At 70.8% G+C, this 14,628-nt stretch carries 12 protein-coding genes; 3 read left to right on the plus strand and 9 right to left on the minus strand.

Going from position 1 to position 14,628, the window contains the following annotated elements; genetic code table 11:
* Positions 1–5: 5 nt before the first annotated feature.
* The 3 genes from EJ357_RS25670 to EJ357_RS25680 form a co-directional block, all read right to left on the minus strand.
* Positions 6–836: an MBL fold metallo-hydrolase gene (locus EJ357_RS25670; protein ID WP_126393944.1), complete on the minus strand. Its 831-nt coding sequence runs from the start codon at positions 834–836 to the stop codon at positions 6–8.
* A gap of 49 nt (positions 837–885) precedes the next feature.
* Positions 886–1,752, minus strand: a complete 867-nt coding sequence (locus EJ357_RS25675) for an NUDIX hydrolase (RefSeq protein WP_126393945.1) — start codon at positions 1,750–1,752, stop codon at positions 886–888.
* A gap of 140 nt (positions 1,753–1,892) precedes the next feature.
* The gene (locus EJ357_RS25680) at positions 1,893–2,567 is read right to left on the minus strand and encodes a Crp/Fnr family transcriptional regulator (RefSeq protein WP_053750087.1); all 675 of its coding nucleotides are present in this window, start codon (positions 2,565–2,567) and stop codon (positions 1,893–1,895) included.
* 252 nt (positions 2,568–2,819) lie between these two features.
* Here EJ357_RS25680 and nth point away from each other — a divergent pair, with 252 nt between their 5' ends.
* The 3 genes from nth (at position 2,820) to EJ357_RS25695 (ending at position 5,961) form a co-directional block, all read left to right on the plus strand.
* A complete protein-coding gene (gene nth, locus EJ357_RS25685; protein WP_228472598.1) occupies positions 2,820–3,869 on the plus strand; it encodes an endonuclease III in 1,050 nt (349 codons plus the stop codon).
* A gap of 106 nt (positions 3,870–3,975) precedes the next feature.
* The gene (locus EJ357_RS25690; protein ID WP_126400025.1) at positions 3,976–4,671 is read left to right on the plus strand and encodes an NUDIX hydrolase; all 696 of its coding nucleotides are present in this window, start codon (positions 3,976–3,978) and stop codon (positions 4,669–4,671) included.
* A gap of 90 nt (positions 4,672–4,761) precedes the next feature.
* Positions 4,762–5,961, plus strand: a complete 1,200-nt coding sequence (locus EJ357_RS25695; RefSeq protein WP_126393946.1) for a MarP family serine protease — start codon at positions 4,762–4,764, stop codon at positions 5,959–5,961.
* Between the two features lie 70 nt (positions 5,962–6,031).
* On the opposite strand, the gene EJ357_RS49520 is transcribed toward EJ357_RS25695, so the two are convergent.
* From EJ357_RS49520 to EJ357_RS25725, 6 genes are all read right to left on the minus strand, one after another.
* Entirely contained in the window at positions 6,032–6,214 is a 183-nt protein-coding gene (locus EJ357_RS49520) for a hypothetical protein (RefSeq protein ID WP_078662374.1), read from the minus strand.
* 127 nt (positions 6,215–6,341) lie between these two features.
* Positions 6,342–7,292 (minus strand): alpha/beta fold hydrolase, encoded by a 951-nt coding sequence (locus EJ357_RS25705; RefSeq protein ID WP_126393947.1) that lies wholly within the window; start codon positions 7,290–7,292, stop codon positions 6,342–6,344.
* Positions 7,289–7,786 (minus strand): phage holin family protein, encoded by a 498-nt coding sequence (locus tag EJ357_RS25710; protein WP_126393948.1) that lies wholly within the window; start codon positions 7,784–7,786, stop codon positions 7,289–7,291. Before EJ357_RS25710 ends, EJ357_RS25705 begins: the two co-directional genes overlap by 4 nt.
* A gap of 77 nt (positions 7,787–7,863) precedes the next feature.
* A complete protein-coding gene (gene nhaA, locus EJ357_RS25715) occupies positions 7,864–9,303 on the minus strand; it encodes a Na+/H+ antiporter NhaA (RefSeq protein ID WP_126393949.1) in 1,440 nt (479 codons plus the stop codon).
* A 247-nt stretch (positions 9,304–9,550) separates the two neighbouring features.
* Positions 9,551–11,509, minus strand: a complete 1,959-nt coding sequence (acs, locus tag EJ357_RS25720) for an acetate--CoA ligase (RefSeq protein WP_126393950.1) — start codon at positions 11,507–11,509, stop codon at positions 9,551–9,553.
* 359 nt (positions 11,510–11,868) lie between these two features.
* Positions 11,869–14,484 carry a bifunctional SulP family inorganic anion transporter/carbonic anhydrase gene (locus tag EJ357_RS25725; RefSeq protein ID WP_126393951.1) on the minus strand — a complete coding sequence of 872 codons (2,616 nt, stop codon included), beginning with the start codon at positions 14,482–14,484 and terminating at the stop codon, positions 11,869–11,871.
* Between the last annotated feature and the right edge of the window lie 144 nt (positions 14,485–14,628).

Below are 14,628 nucleotides of genomic sequence, written 5' to 3' on the forward strand. Positions count from 1 at the left end.
AGGGCCTAGATGAGGCCGTGCTCCTCCAGGTAGTCCAACTGCGCCCGCACCGACAGCTCGGCCGCCGGCCACAGGGAGCGGTCCACGTCGGCGTACACATGGGCGACGACCTCGGCCGGGGTGCCGTAGCCGTCCTCGACGGCCGTCTCGACCTGGGCGAGGCGGTGGGCGCGGTGGGCGAGGTAGAACTCGACGGCGCCCTGGGCGTCCTCCAGGACGGGGCCGTGGCCTGGCAGGACGGTGTGCACGCCGTCGTCGACCGTGAGGGACCTCAGCCGCCGCAGCGAGTCCAGGTAGTCGCCGAGCCGGCCGTCGGGGTGCGCCACCACGGTCGTGCCGCGGCCCAGGATCGTGTCGCCGGTCAGGACGGCGCGGTCGGCCGGGAGGTGGAAGGAGAGGGAGTCGGCGGTGTGCCCCGGAGTCGGTACGACGCGCAGCTCCAGTCCGCCGACGGCGACCACGTCCCCCGCACCGAGCCCCTCGTCGCCGAGCCGCAACGCCGGGTCGAGGGCACGCACGCGCGTGCCGGTCAGCTCGGCGAAGCGTGCGGCGCCCTCGGCGTGGTCCGGGTGGCCGTGCGTGAGCAGGGTCAGGGCGATGCGCTTGCCGGACTTCTCGGCCATGGCGACGACATTGCGCAGGTGACCGTCGTCCAGCGGGCCCGGGTCGACGACGACGGCCAGGTTCGAGTCCGGCTCGGCGAGGATCCAGGTGTTGGTGCCGTCCAGGGTCATCGCGGAGGGGTTGGGCGCGAGGACGTTGACGGCGCGGGGGGTGGCGGGGCCGGTGAGGACCCCGCCTCGCGGCTGGCCGGGGAGGGCTGCTGCGTCCGTCATACGAGGGGGCCTTCCAGGGCTGCGGGCACTGCGGGCATGGGCGGCGCGGTCATGAGGGGGCTGCGCCCGTCGGGATGTGCTTGGTGAACTCGTCGTGGCCGGGCCAGGAGAGCACGATCTCGCCGTCGTCGAGCCGGGCCTGCGCGAGGACGGCGGAGAGGTCGCGGCCGGGGGCGGCGGCGAGGGCCTCGGCGGCGCTGGCGTAGCCGGTCAGCTGGCGCAGGGTCGCGATCGTGGGCGGCATCATCAGCAGCTCGCCCTTGTCGTACGAGGCGGCCGCGTCCACGGGCCGGATCCACACCGTGCGGTCCGCCTCCGTGGAGGCGTTGCGGGTGCGCTGGCCCTGCGGGAGGGCGGCGACGAAGAACCACGTGTCGTAGCGGCGGGGTTCGAACTCCGGGGTGATCCAGCGGGTCCAGGCGCCCAGGAGATCCGAACGCAGGGCCAGTCCCCGGCGGTCCAGGAACTCGGCGAACGACAGGTCCCGGGCGACCAGGGCCGCGCGGTCGGCCTCCCAGTCCTCGCCGGTCGTATCGCCCACCACGGAGTCGTCGGTGGGCCCGGCGAGCAGGACGCCCGCCTCCTCGTACGTCTCGCGCACGGCCGCGCAGACGATGGCCTGTGCCGCCGCCTCGTCGACGCCGAGCCTTCGCGCCCACCACGCGCGCGTGGGGCCCGCCCAGCGCACCGGATGCTCGTCGCGCGGATCGACGCCGCCGCCGGGATAGGCGTACGCCCCGCCGGCGAAGGCCATGGAGGCACGGCGCCGCAGCATGTGCACGGCAGGCCCGGCCTCGGTGTCCCTGAGCAGCATGACGGTGGCCGCCCGCTTCGGAGCGACGGGGGTCAGGCTTCCGTCCGCGAGCGCACGGATCCGTTCCGGCCACTCCGGTGGGTACCACTGCCCGTTTGCCATGGGCGGAGGCTATCTCTTGGTGCGCGGATGTTCGAGGGGGCCCAGGGCGACGGGGGTGCGAGGGGTGGCCGACGACGACGGGGCCCCGCCTCGCAGTGAGACGGGGCCCCGGAGTCGTACGACTTGGCGTGTCGACCGCTCTAGCGCGACCGCTTGGCCAGTCGCTCCACGTCGAGCAGGATCACCGCACGCGCCTCCAGGCGCAGCCACCCGCGACCGGCGAAGTCGGCCAGCGCCTTGTTGACCGTCTCACGCGACGCGCCGACGAGCTGCGCGAGCTCCTCCTGCGTCAGATCGTGGACGACGTGGATGCCCTCTTCGGACTGCACGCCGAACCGGCGCGAGAGGTCGAGGAGCGCGCGGGCGACACGGCCCGGAACATCCGAGAAGACCAGGTCGGACATCGCGTCGTTGGTGCGGCGCAGCCGACGGGCGACGGCGCGCAGCAGCGCGGTGGCCACCTCGGGGCGGGCGTTCAGCCAGGGCTGGAGGTCGCCGTGGCCCAGGCCCAGCAGTTTGACCTCGGTCAGCGCGGTGGCGGTCGCCGTGCGCGGGCCCGGGTCGAAGAGGGACAGCTCGCCGATGAGCTCGCCGGGGCCGACGACGGCGAGCATGTTCTCGCGGCCGTCGGGCGAGGTGCGGTGGAGCTTGACCTTGCCCTCGGTGACGACGTACAGCCGGTCACCGGGGTCGCCCTCGTGGAACAGGGAGTCACCGCGTGCGAGGGTCACCTCACTCATGGAGGCGCGGAGCTCCGCGGACTGCTCGTCATCGAGCGCCGCGAAGAGCGGGTTGCGCCGCAGAACGTCGTCCACGAGTTCTCTCCTTGTCGACCTGCTCAGGGGATCTTGCTCCCCCTTGGTACCAGGGGACCGTGCTCCCCATTTTGCCGGACGGTCCAAACAGTGTGATCTGTCACAAGGATGCCGCACAGGTGTGCCGAGGTAAGCGGCAGGGGTCCAATTGGGGGCCGATCTTCGAGGTCCGGGGCGGATGTCGGTGCCGGGCTTTAGGCTGGCCGGGTGTCCAAATCGCCGGTGAGAGCACAGGCCAAGGGGGCTGGGCGGGTGGTTGTACGTCGCGATTCCGCTGTGGGCGAACAGGACCCTGGTGGCGGAAGGAAAACGGCAAAGGCGACGAATGGTGCGCCGAATGAGGCGGCTGTGGATGGCGGGAAAGCTGCGGTGAAGACGTCGGCGGCCGGGAAGAAGGCCGCGGCTGCGAAGAAACCGGCGCCTGCGAGGAATGCGGCGCCTGCCAAGAAGACCGCGTCGGTCAAGAAGACCGCGCCTGCCAAGAAGACGGCATCGCCCACCAAGACGGCACCGGCCAAGAAGGCCCCCGCCGAATCCCGTACCGCCCTCGTCCGCCGAGCCCGCCGTATCAACCGCGAGCTCGCCGAGGTCTACCCGTACGCCCATCCCGAGCTGGACTTCGACAACCCCTTCCAGCTGGTGGTCGCCACCGTGCTGTCCGCCCAGACCACCGACCTGCGCGTCAACCAGACGACCCCCGCCCTCTTCGCCAAGTACCCGACCCCCGAGGACCTGGCGGCCGCCAACCCGGAGGAGGTCGAGGAGATCCTCCGCCCGTGCGGGTTCTTCCGGGCCAAGACCAAGTCGGTCATGGGCCTGTCCAAGGCGCTGGTGGAGAACCACGGCGGCGAGGTCCCGGGCCGGCTCGAGGACCTGGTCAAACTGCCCGGCGTCGGTCGCAAGACGGCCTTCGTCGTGCTCGGCAACGCCTTCGGCCGCCCCGGCATCACCGTGGACACCCACTTCCAGCGGCTGGTGCGGCGCTGGCAGTGGACCGAGCAGACGGACCCCGACAAGATCGAGGCCGAGATCGGCGCGCTGTTCCCCAAGAGCGACTGGACCGACCTCTCGCATCACGTGATCTGGCACGGCCGCCGTATCTGCCACGCCCGCAAGCCCGCGTGCGGCGCCTGTCCCGTGGCGCCGCTCTGCCCGGCGTACGGCGAGGGCGAGACGGATCCGGAGAAGGCGAAGAAGCTCCTCAAGTACGAGAAGGGCGGCTTCCCGGGACAGCGGCTCAATCCGCCGCAGGCCTATCTGGACGCGGGCGGCAAGGCCGCCCCGCCGCTGGGGGCCGGATGACGGGGCGTACCGGACGGAGCCGGGCACTGTCTCGCCTCTCTGCCGTCGGACCGGAACGATCTAGGTGCCCTCGGGCGTTGGACTGGGCAGGACGACGGGGGTGGCGATGACTCGGGCGAGCGGTACGCAGGACGGTCCGGTGGTGCTCAGCAAGGAGGGACTGCCCGCCTGGCTGGATCCGGTGGTGCGAGTGGTGGAGACGGTCGAGCCGCTGCAGCTGAGCCGGTTCCTGCCACCGGAGAACGGCGCGGGGCGCCAGTCCGCCGTGCTGATCCTCTTCGGTGAGGGCGAGCGAGGGCCCGAGCTGCTGCTCATGGAGCGGGCCAGTTCCTTGCGGTCGCACGCCGGCCAGCCGTCCTTCCCCGGTGGCGCCCTCGACCCCGAGGACGGCGACCCGCAGGCCGACGGGCCGCTGCGGGCCGCGCTCCGCGAGGCCGAGGAGGAGACCGGGCTCGATCCGGGCGGTGTCCAGCTCTTCGGCGTGCTGCCCAAGCTGTACATCCCGGTCAGCGGCTTCGTGGTCACGTCGGTGCTGGGCTGGTGGCGCGAGCCGAGCCCGGTCGACGTCGTCGATCCGAACGAGACGGCCCGCGTCTTCACCGTCCCCGTGGCGGATCTCACGAACCCGGACAACCGCGCCACGACCGTTCACCCCAGCGGCCACCGAGGCCCGGCATTTCTGGTCGAATCGGCTCTGGTCTGGGGTTTCACCGCCGGAATCATCGACCGCCTGCTGCATTTCTCGGGCTGGGAGCAGCCCTGGGACCGGGGCAAGCAGGTCCCGCTCGACTGGCGGTCATGACAGGGTGTCTGCCGTGCTGTGTCATCCCGGGGGCCGGGGCTCGCGGCCGACCCGTGGTGAGCGAAGAGTGATGAGGCGAGGCTAGAACCGGTGAACGTGCTGGACATCCTGCTGCTGGTCGCCGCCGTGTGGTTCGCGATCGTGGGCTACCGCCAGGGCTTCGTGGTCGGCATCCTGTCGGTGATCGGCTTCCTCGGCGGCGGTCTCGTGGCCGTGTACCTGCTCCCGGTCATCTGGGACGCGCTGACCGACAACGCCGAGGTGAGCACGACCGCCGCCGTCGTCGCGGTCGTCGTCGTGATCGTCTGCGCATCCGTCGGCCAGGCCCTGACCACCCACCTCGGCAACAAGTTGCGCCGGTACATCACCTGGTCCCCGGCCCGCGCCCTCGACGCGACCGGCGGCGCCCTCGTCAACGTCGTCGCGATGCTGCTCGTCGCCTGGTTGATCGGTTCCGCCCTCGCCGGGACGACGCTGCCGACGCTCGGCAAGGAAGTCCGTAACTCCAAGGTGCTGCTCGGGGTGGCACGGGCGCTGCCCGACCAGGCGGACACCTGGTTCGCGGACTTCTCCTCCGTCCTCGCGCAGAACGGCTTCCCGCAGGTCTTCAGCCCGTTCGCGAACGAGCCGATCAACGACGTCCGGCCGCCCGACCCGGCCCTCGCCAACAGCCCGGTGGCCGCCCGCGCGCAGCGCTCCATCGTCAAGGTCATGGGCACGGCGACGAGTTGCGGCAAAGTCCTGGAGGGCACCGGCTTCGTCTTCGCCGACCGCCGCGTCATGACCAACGCGCACGTCGTCGGCGGCGTCGACGAACCCACCGTCCAGATAGGCGGAGAGGGCAGGAAGTACGACGCGACGGTCGTCCTCTACGACTGGGAGCGCGACATCGCCGTACTCGACGTGCCGGACATGAAGGCGCCCGTGCTGCGGTTCTCCACCAGGGACGCGCAGAGCGGCGACGGCGCGATCATCGCGGGCTTCCCGGAGAACGGCGCGTACGACGTGCGTGCCGCACGCGTGCGTGGCCGCCTCCCGGCCAACGGCCCGGACATCTACCATCGCGGCACCGTGCGCCGTGACGTGTACTCGCTGTTCGCGACCGTCCGCCAGGGCAACTCCGGCGGCCCGCTGCTCACGCCCGAAGGCAAGGTGTACGGCGTGGTCTTCGCGAAGTCCCTCGACGACGCCAACACCGGCTACGCGCTCACCGTGGACGAGATCCAGGAGGACATCGTCAAGGGCCGTACCGCCAACCAGCAGGTGGACAGCGACAGCTGCGCGCTGTAGGTCCGTGGCTCCGGTCGGGGCGGTGCCCGTCGGGTGAGGGCCGAGCCCGGTCGTGGAAGGGCGCGGCCGGTCAGCCGCGCGGGTGGCGCAGGCGTACCGAGACCCAGCGGGCCCGGCGGCGCAGAATGCGCGGAATGCCCACCCGTAGGTCGGAACCCGGCATCTGCGGTGCGCTGCCCCGTTGGTGGGAGCTCAGCCCGCCGGCCGAGCGGCGATTGCGTGCTGCGTCACTGTAGTCGTGCGTCCAGCCCATACCCCGACGTCTGCCCCTGCCCCAAGGTCGATAACCGCCTCCGGGGCCCCCAATTGGCCTATGCGCCAGGCAATTGGCTGTTCGTAGGACAGGTGTTCAGTTCCGGATACCGGGCGCATCGGCGCGGTCACCGATCGGGTTCGGGGTCTTTCAGCCAGTTGATCAGTTCGGCCGAGAACGCGACGGGGTCCTCCTCGTGCGGGAAGTGCCCCAGCCCGTCGAACAGCCGCCAGCGGTACGGCGCTTCGACGTACTCGCCCGAGCCGGCCGCGCTGCGCGTGCGCATCACGGGGTCGAGGGAGCCGTGCAGATGCAGCGTCGGCACACGGACCGGCCGCTTCATGCGGCGGTTGAACTGGATGCCGTCGGGGCGGGCCAGCGAGCGCACCATCCAGCGGTACGGCTCGATGGAGCAGTGCGCCGTCGACGGGATGCAGATCGCGCGGCGATACGTCTCCACCGCGTCGTCGTCCGGCAGGCGTGGGCCCGACCAGTCCCGGATGAGCCGGGCGACCAGCGCCCCGTCGTCGGCCGTCAGCTGACGCTCGGGGATCCAGGGCCGCTGAAACCCCCAGATGTAGGAACTCGCACTCGTCTGCTTGACGTCCGAGAGCATGGCCGAGCGCCAGCGCCGGGGGTGCGGCATGGACGAGACCGCGAGCCGCCGTACGAGCTTGGGGCGCATCACGGCCGCCGTCCACGCCAGATAGCCGCCCAGATCGTGCCCGACCAGCGCGGCGTCCGGCTCGCCGAGGGAGCGGATCACGCCGGTGACGTCGAGCGCGAGGTTGGCCGGGTCGTAACCGCGCGGCGTACGGTCGCTGCCGCCCACACCCCTGAGGTCCATCGCCACCGCCCTGAAGCCCGCGTCGGCGAGGGCGACCAGCTGGTGCCGCCAGGTCCACCAGAACTGCGGGAAGCCGTGCAGCAGCAGCACCAGTGGGCCGTCGCCCATCTCCGCGATATGGAAACGCGCACCATTGGCCGCTACGTCCCGGTGTGTCACCTCTTTCCCGCCGGGGACGTCCAGTCGTACGACCGAGGCAGGTTGAGCCGAAGGGGTGGCGGGATCCGTCATGACGATGAGCGTGCCACAGCTTCGATGGCCGCCGGCGCCCGGTCCTCCAGCTCCGGCTGGGGGGCGGGACGCGGATGCGGCTTGGCCTTCTGCAGGACGCCCGCCGACTCCTTCACCGAGGCGGCGACCTTCTGCGGACCCTTGCTCTTCTTGGCCTTCTTCGCGAACACGACGCCGATCAGGACCAGGACGAGCGCGACGACGACGTTCGCCGCGAACGACAGCAGGAAGCAGATCGCGAGGTTCCAGTCGGTCCAGGTCCGAATCCCGTACGCCAGGGCGAAGTTGAGCATCGGCAGGGAGAACACCAGCACCCCGCCGGCCAGCGAGAACGCGCCGCCGCTCGTCGCGCCGCGCTTGACGTCCTGCTTCAGCTGCGCCTTGGCCAGCGCGATCTCGTCGTGCACCAGCGCCGACAATTCGGTCGTCGCCGAGGCGAACAGCTGGCCGATGCTGCGTTCGGCGCCGACCGGGCTGCCGTCGGGTGCGCTCATCGCGGTCTCCCTCGTGGTTACGGTTCCGTCTTCTGCCTGACTGCGTACGGTTCCGTCTTTTGTACCGTCCCGTCAGATCATGCCCGACGCTGCTCCTCCTCGCCTGCCCCGCCCGCCACTTCGGCAAGCGCGTGGCGTGCGGCGTCCTTCTCCAGGGCGATACGGCGGTGCTCGGCGGCCTTGCGCTCGTAGATGGCGGCCAGCCGCAGGTGGTACTCCGGCTCGTCCTCCTCGTAGATGTCCGGGATGCCGTCCGCGTCCTCGTCGCGCTCCTCGTGCTCGACCATGCGGCGGTACTTGGCGTTACGTATCTTCAGCAGCACGGTCGCCAGCGTCGCTGCGGCGAAGGACCCGAGCAGCACGGCGACCTTGACCTCGTCGGTCAACTCGGCGTCACCCGCGAAGGCGAGTTCGTCGATGAGCAGGGAGACGGTGAAGCCGATGCCGGCGAGGGTGGCCACCGCGAACACGTCGGCCCACTCCAGGTCGTCGCTGAGCGAGGCCTTGGTGAACCGTGCCGTCAGCCAGGTCCCGCCGAAGATGCCGAACGTCTTGCCGACGACCAGTCCGAGAACGACCCCGAGCGTCTCCGGCTGGGTGAACACCTCGCCGAGCGCGCCTCCGGAGATGGCCACACCGGCGCTGAACAGGGCGAACAGCGGGACGGCGAGGCCCGCCGACAGGGGGCGTACGAGATGCTCGATGTGCTCGCCGGGGGAGTGCGCCTCGCCCTCACGCCTCGTGCAGCGCAGCATCAGACCCATCGCCACGCCCGCGATGGTGGCGTGGATGCCGCTGTTGTACATCAGCCCCCAGATGACGAGGGCCAGCGGGACATAGACGTACCAGCCGCGTACGCCCTTCCTCAGCAGCAGCCAGAAGACGCCCAGTGCGACGACGGCACCCGCGAGCGCGGCGAAGTTGATCCGGTCGGTGAAGAAGATCGCGATGATCAGGATCGCGAAGAGGTCGTCGACGACGGCGAGTGTGAGCAGGAAGGCGCGCAGGGCGCTCGGCAGGGAGGTGCCGATGACGGCGAGCACGGCGAGCGCGAAGGCGATGTCCGTGGCGGTCGGGACCGCCCAGCCCGCCATCGAGCCGCCCCCGGCGACGTTGGTGAGCGTGTAGACGAGCGCGGGCACCGCCATTCCGCACAGCGCGGCGACGACCGGCAGTACGGCGGCTTTGGGGTCCCTGAGATCGCCGGCCACCAGTTCACGCTTGAGCTCGATCCCGGCGACGAAGAAGAAGATCGCGAGAAGTCCGTCGGCGGCCCAGTGCTCGACGGACAGGTTCAGCCCGAGCGCCTCGGGGCCGAGGTGGAAGTGGCCGACGGTCTCGTAGCTGTCGTGCAGCACGGGCACGTTCGCCCAGATCAGCGCCGTGATCGCGGCGATGAGCAGCAGCACACCACCGACCGTCTCGGTGCGCAGCGCGTCCGCGACGAACCTTCGCTCGGGGAGCGACAGCCGTCCGAGGATCTTGCGGACGGGGGCGGTGGTGCGGGGCGCGGGCACGGGGGAGACCTCCGGTCGGTGGGCAGGGCTGAGCGCATGCCGACCAGACTTCCCGGCGCACCTGAGGCTGACGTTGTTTTTATTAGCTTACCTAAGGTGCCTGTGTTTACCTTGCCTAAGGGGCGGCGGGAGGTGTCCGGTACGTCTCACGTTAGGCAGAAAAGGGCCGCCCGGCGCGCGATGCGCGGGGCGGCCCTTCAGGGTTTTGCGGAGATCAGCGTTCGCGTAGATCAGGGGGCGCGCAGACTCAGTCCTCGCTCGGCGCCGCCGGGAGCTTCGCCTGGATGAGGTCCATGACGGTCGAGTCGGTCAGCGTCGTCACATCACCGAGCTGGCGGTTCTCGGCGACGTCCCGGAGCAGTCGGCGCATGATCTTGCCGGAACGGGTCTTCGGCAGCTCGGCCACCGGCAGGATCCGCTTGGGCTTGGCGATCGGGCCGAGGGTGGCGCCGACGTGGTTGCGCAGTGCGTTGACGAGGCTCTCGTCCTCGGCGTTCGCCGTGCCGCGCAGGATCACGAAGGCGACGATGGCCTGCCCGGTGGTCTCGTCGGCGGCACCGACGACGGCCGCCTCGGCGACGGACGGGTGGGAGACCAGGGCCGACTCGACCTCCGTGGTGGAGATGTTGTGGCCCGACACGAGCATGACGTCGTCGACCCGGCCCAGGAGCCAGATGTCCCCGTCGTCGTCCTTCTTCGCCCCGTCACCGGCGAAGTACTTGCCCTCGAAGCGCGACCAGTACGTGTCGAGGAACCGCTGGTCGTCGCCCCAGATGGTGCGCAGCATCGACGGCCACGGCTCGGTCAGCACCAGGTAGCCGCCACCGCCGTTGGGCACCTCGTTCGCCTCGTCGTCGACGACGGTCGCGGAGATGCCGGGCAGCGGCGTCTGCGCCGAACCGGGCTTGGTCTCGGTGACGCCCGGCAGCGGCGAGATCATCATCGCGCCGGTCTCGGTCTGCCACCAGGTGTCCACGATCGGCGTCCGGTCGGCACCGATGTGCTTGCGGTACCAGATCCACGCCTCGGGGTTGATGGGCTCACCCACGGAGCCGAGGACACGCAGGGAGGACAGGTCGAACTTCGCGGGGATGTCGTCGCCCCACTTCATGAACGTACGGATGGCGGTGGGCGCCGTGTACAGGATGGTCACCCCGTACTTCTGCACGATCTCCCAGAAGCGGCCCTGGTGCGGGGTGTCCGGCGTGCCCTCGTACATCACCTGTGTCACGCCGTTCGCCAGCGGCCCGTACACGATGTACGAGTGCCCGGTGACCCAGCCGACGTCGGCGGTGCACCAGTACACGTCCGTCTCCGGCTTGAGGTCGAAGACGGCGTGGTGGGTGTACGACGCCTGGGTGAGGTAGCCGCCGGAGGTGTGCAGGATTCCCTTCGGCTTACCCGTCGTACCGGACGTGTACAGGATGAACAGCGGGTGCTCGGCCTCGAACGCCTCCGGCGTGTGCTCGGCGCTCTGCCGCTCGACGATCTCGTGCCACCACACGTCGCGGCTGTCGTCCCAGGCGACGTCCTGGCCGGTGCGGCGGACCACGAGGACGTGCTCGACGTTGTCGACCTTGGAGATCGCCTCGTCCACGGCCGGCTTGAGGGCGGACGGCTTACCGCGCCGGTAACCGCCGTCGGAGGTGATGACCACCTTGGCGTCCGCGTCCTGGATACGGGTGGCCAGCGCGTCCGCCGAGAAGCCGCCGAAGACCACGGAGTGCGCGGCGCCGATCCGGGCGCAGGCCAGCATCGCGACCGCCGTCTCCGGGATCATCGGCATGTAGACCGCGACCCGGTCGCCCTTCTGCACCCCGAGTTCCAGCAGGGCGTTGGCGGCCTTGGAGACCTCGTCCTTGAGTTCGGCGTAGGTGATGGCGCGGCTGTCGCCGGGCTCGCCCTCGAAGTGGATGGCGACCCGGTCGCCGTGCCCGGCCTCGACATGCCGGTCGACGCAGTTGTACGCGACGTTGAGCTCGCCGTCCTTGAACCACTTCGCGAACGGCGGGTTCGACCAGTCCAGCGTTTCCGTCGGCTCCTTGGCCCAGGTCAGCCGACGGGCCTGCTCGGCCCAGAAGCCGAGCCTGTCAGCCTTGGCCTGTTCATACGCCTCCGCCGTGACATTGGCGTTGGCAGCCAGGTCGGCGGGGGGTGCGAACCTGCGCTCTTCCTTGAGCAGGTTGGCCAGGCTTTCGTTGCTCACGACATCTCCCTTTCCCAGGGTGTCCGTTGTGTCCCAGGCCACAGCTCATCAGACCCGGGGGGCCGATGACAAGGGTCGACGGAAAATTGGTTTAGACCTGTCGGCGTGGGTGGGTCCGGAGGCGCTTTTCGACACCGGGGTCATCCGTTCCCACGGACGCCGGGCGGACCCGGTTCAGGTCTGTAATCCCTTTCACATTCCGCCCCGGCGCAGGTGAGACACCACCCTCAGGCGAAACGACGCCACCTGGGTGGCAGCGTCAGGCCGCATCGCGCCCGCATGTGATGCGCGGCCCCGCGCAGACCAGGGCCGCACACACTCCCCGCCCCGCGCCGAGGGGCCGCGCATTCCTCCCTGCCTCACGCCGACAGATCCGCCACCCCCACGTCGTCGAACACCTCGTCCCCGTTCCCCTCGGTGAGCAGGTACGCCTGTGCCTCGCCCACGTGGAAGTACATCCCGTGCAGTTCCAGCGCCCCGGCCCGCAGCGCCCGGTCCACCGACTCGTGCGCCCGCAGATGCTCCAACTGCTGGACCACGTTGGTCAGACAGAGCTGCTCCACCATGTCGGCCGGTGCCCGCCCGGCGAGCCTGGCCCACGGCCGGCTCTCGTCGGACACCCGCTCCAGGCTCGGCAGTCCGTGCCGCAGCCACCGCTTGAGCGAGGTCTGCGGACCGCCGGGCTCGGAGTTGAGCAGCGTCTGCATGGCCCCGCACCCGGAGTGCCCGCACACCGTGATCGACCGCACCCGCAGCACGTCCACGGCGTACTCGATCGCCGCCGCCACCGAGTCGTCCCCGCTCTCCTGGCCGGGCAGCGGAACGAGGTTGCCCACGTTGCGCACCACGAACAGGTCGCCGGGACCACTGGACGTGATCATCGACGTGACCACCCGCGAGTCCGCGCAGGTGAGGAACAGCTGCGATGGCTGCTGCCCCTCTCGCGCCAGCCGTGCCAGCTCGCCCCGCACCAGCGGTGCGGTGTTGCGCTGGAACGCGCTGATGCCACGGGCCAGTTGATGGGTGTTCGGTCGGCTTCCGTCGGCTCCGCCGGACCCGTCTGCCCGGCTCGCGCCGGGGCGGGCGGATCCGGCGGGTCCGTCGGCATCGCCGGGCCCGGCCACAGCACCGCCCGACCCCGACCCGTCGTCCGTACCGGGCTCGCCCGGGGTACCGACGGCGTCGGTGGTGAGGGGCGTGCCGGACACGTCGGTGTCGCCCGTCCGGCGTCCGGAGGACCTCGCCGCCTCCGCGGCTGCCTGCGCTTCCTCGGTGCGCCCCTCGCGTCCTGCGTGGGACGGGACGGACTCCGGGATCTCGCACTGGTGGTTGCGCCAGGGCGTCCAGGGGTGGCAACGGCAGTCGGCCGACTCGGCCGCGGCCTGCCCGGCGTCGAGATGGAGGCCGACCGGTGTCGTCGGTTCACCGATCCGGACCCCGGCTCTGCGGCCGACCAGCTCGACGGAGCCGCCGTGCGCGGAGTGGGTGTTCTGCCAGTCCTGCAGTGACTCGTACGCCGCGTGGTCCATGAACGACCCGTCCAGCTCCACGACGGCGTGGGCGCCTTGGGGTACCAGATGCAGGGCCCGGCTGAGCCGTGGCACCGCGAGGAACGTCAACTGGCCTCGTACGTGTACGTGATGGACTCCTTCCTTCTCGTCGTGTGTGATCCGGGTGCGGGTGAGGCGGTGCAGGGCGACGGCGACGGCCATGGCGATCCCCAGGGCGACGCCCTCCAGGACGCCGAAGAACACCACGCCGAGCGTGGTGACGGCGTACACCAGCACCTCTCGGTGGCGGGTCACCGTGCGGATGTGGTGCAGGGACACCATCTGGATGCCGACGGCCATCACCAGGGCGGCGAGCGAGGCGAGCGGGATGAGCTCCAGGATCGGGACCATCAGCAGCGCGGCGACTACTACGAGAACGCCGTGCAGCATCGTGGAGTTCCGGCTGACGGCACCGGCTTGCACATTCGCCGAACTCCGCACGGCCACGCCGGCGACGGGCAGCCCGCCGAGGGTGCCGGAGACGATGTTGGCGGCGCCCTGCCCGAGCAGTTCGCGGTCCAGATGGGAGCGTCCGACGCGGGCGGGCAGGCCGGGGCGCGAGGCCACCATCTTGTCCACGGCGACCGCGCCGAGCAGCGACTGCACGCTGCACACCAGCGTGGTGGTCAGCACGGCCGCGATCAGACCCAGTGCCGGGCCCTCCGGCAGCCCGGCCAGGGCGTGGCTGCTCCAGGACGGCAGGTCGACCTTGGGCAGGACCAGGCCGGCGAGCGAGGCGGCCGAGGTGGCACCGGCGACAGCCACGAGCGCGGCCGGGATCCTCCGCAGGAGACGTCCGGCCCGGCCCGGGATCCGGGGCCAGAGCAGCAGCAGGGCCAGGGTCAGCACGCTCACCGACACGGCGGCGGGCCGCAGCTCGGCCAACTGGGCGGGCAGCGCGCGGAGGTTGTCGAGGACGGAGCTCTGCGGGGTGCCGCCTACGACGATGTGCAGCTGGGCGACGGCGATGGTGACGCCGATGCCGGCGAGCATGCCGTGCACGATGGCGGGGCTCACGGCGAGCGCGCCGCGCGCCACGCGTACGGAACCCAGGACCAGTTGGGCGATCCCGGCGAGGACGGTGATGGCACAGGTCGTCCGCCAGCCGTACTGATGGATGAGGTCGGCGGTGACCACGGTGAGGCCGGCGGCTGGGCCGCTGACCTGGAGCGGGGAACCGCCGAGCCATCCGACGACGAGCCCTCCCACGGCGGCGGCCACGAGGCCTGCCTGGAGGGGGGCGCCGGTGGCGAGGGCGATGCCCAGGGACAGGGGGAGTGCGATCAGGAAGACCGCGATCGATGCCGACAGGTCGGCGCCCGCGATGCGATGGCGGCGAGGGCCGGTCGGCGGTGGACTGTGGGGCTCGTGGGTGCGTTCCGCTCGACTCGGGTCGTCGGCGCGGGTGGGGACGCAGGCGGACATGTTTCCCGTCTTCCTCCGGGGCAGCGCGGTCGCGGATCTGGTGGTCCCCCGCTCTTGGGCGAGGGGTCGGGTCGCGGCCGTGTGGTCACGGCGTGCAGCGGCGGGATCAAGCAACAGTCGGTAAACGGATCGTAATGCAGAGTA

This window comes from Streptomyces cyaneochromogenes (assembly GCF_003963535.1).
Taxonomy (GTDB): domain Bacteria; phylum Actinomycetota; class Actinomycetes; order Streptomycetales; family Streptomycetaceae; genus Streptomyces; species Streptomyces shaanxiensis.